At 36.7% G+C, this 1,858-nt stretch carries 1 protein-coding gene; it reads right to left on the bottom strand.

What is annotated here, in order from left to right; all coding sequences use genetic code 11:
* A partial coding sequence (locus tag AC3DU7_RS29320; RefSeq protein ID WP_488042776.1) for a DEAD/DEAH box helicase occupies positions 1–1,858 on the bottom strand: 1,858 nt, incomplete at both ends.

The following is a 1,858-nucleotide window of genomic DNA, read 5'->3' as shown; positions in this document are numbered from 1 at the left end:
TCTTCCTCAATTACTTTATTTCTATCAAGAATTAATAAATTTCTCAACTGGTCTGTATCTAGTTCAGTTAACCATTGTTCCCCTGCACCTACTACCTGCTCTGCTAGTTCTTTTTTACTTTCAATTAAATCGTGTATTTTCTCTTCTAAAGTTCCAGTACAGACAAATTTATGTACCTGAACATTCCGGGTTTGACCAATTCTAAATACCCGGTCTGTAGCCTGGTTTTCTACTGCTGGGTTCCACCATCTATCAAAGTGAAAAACATGATTAGCACGAGTTAAATTTAAACCAGTACCTCCAGCTTTTAAAGAAAGAATCATTACTGGTGGACCTTGAGGGTCTTGTTGAAATCTGTCTACCATTTCTTCTCTTTGATTTTTGCGAGTCGATCCATATAAAAATGATACTTCTCTACCTAATTTTTCTTGCAAATAAGGTTGTAAAACTTTTCCCCATTCGGCAAATTGAGTAAAAATAATAGCCCTTTCTGCTTCTGAAATTATTTCTTCTAACATGGCAAATAAACGTTGCAGTTTTCCTGAGTTTGTATCGCTAATTTCTACTTTTTTCCTACTGCCTTTTTTGATTTGTAGAAGTACGGGATGGTTACAAAGTTGTTTGAGTTTTACCAATAGAGCTAAAATTTTACCTCTTCGCTGAATCCCATCAGCAGCTTCAATTTCTGCTAAGGAAGTTTCAACTATGTCTTGATAAAGTTTTGCTTGTTCATTTGCTAGTGGGCAAAAGATAGTATTTTCTTGTTTTTCTGGCAAGTCTTGAATAATATCTTTGTCAGTTTTGAGCCGACGTAAAATAAATGGTTGAACCAGAGAACGCAAAGTTTGTAATGAATTTGTATCTCCATATTTTTCAATAGGAATAGCAAAGCGACGTTGGAAAAATTGTTTTTTTCCTAAATATCCAGGATTCAAAAAATCTAAAATTGACCATAATTCTGAAAGGCGATTTTCTACGGGAGTTCCTGTTAAACCAATTCTAAAGGATGTTTCTAATTTTCTTACAGCTTGGGATTGTTTTGCCTCTGGATTTTTGATATTTTGAGCTTCATCAACTATTATTGCTTGCCATTCTATTGTCTGTAATATTTTTTCATCTCGATACAATAAAGCGTAACTGGTTATTACTAAATGTTTGTCTTTAACTACTTTGAGAAACTGTTTACCTTTGGCGCGTTTATCGCCGTGATGTACTATTACTTTTAAGGTTGGTCCGAATTTTTTAACTTCCCTTTCCCAGTTCCCTAATACTGAAGTAGGACACACTAATAATGTAGGTGCTTCTAGTAATTCTTGTTCTTGTTGATTGAGAAGAAAGGCTATTGTTTGAATGGTTTTCCCCAGGCCCATGTCATCGGCCAAACAAGCACCCAAACCCCAACGTTCCAAAAATGTTAACCAACTTACGCCTCGCGCTTGATAAGGTCGTAGCTCTCCATGAAAATTTTTCGGAGTCTGAATTTCCTCTAAAGAACGATTATTTGTCAAAGTGTCCAGAAGTTCTTGGAGTTGACCGCCAGCTTCAAAATTAACGACGGGCAACTTTTCCATAACTTGAGTGTCTCCAGTGGCCAATCGCAAAGCATCTTCTAAAGATAGGGCCATTTCGTCTTGACGACTAGCAAAGAAATTTTGGGCAGCCCGCACATCTTGGGGTTGTAGTTCGACCCACTCGCCGTTAATTTCTACTAAGGGGCTATCTTTTGCCACTAATTGATTAAATTCGGCTTTGGTTAATTTCTGACCTCCAATAGACAATTCCCACTGAAAATTGAGGAGACTTTTTAAGCCTAGTCTTTCAGTTTTTTTAATTTTTGGAGCTTGGGCACGAATACTTA

The sequence above is a fragment of the Okeania sp. genome (genome assembly GCF_983059655.1).
This window is presented reverse-complemented; position numbering and strand designations above follow the sequence as displayed.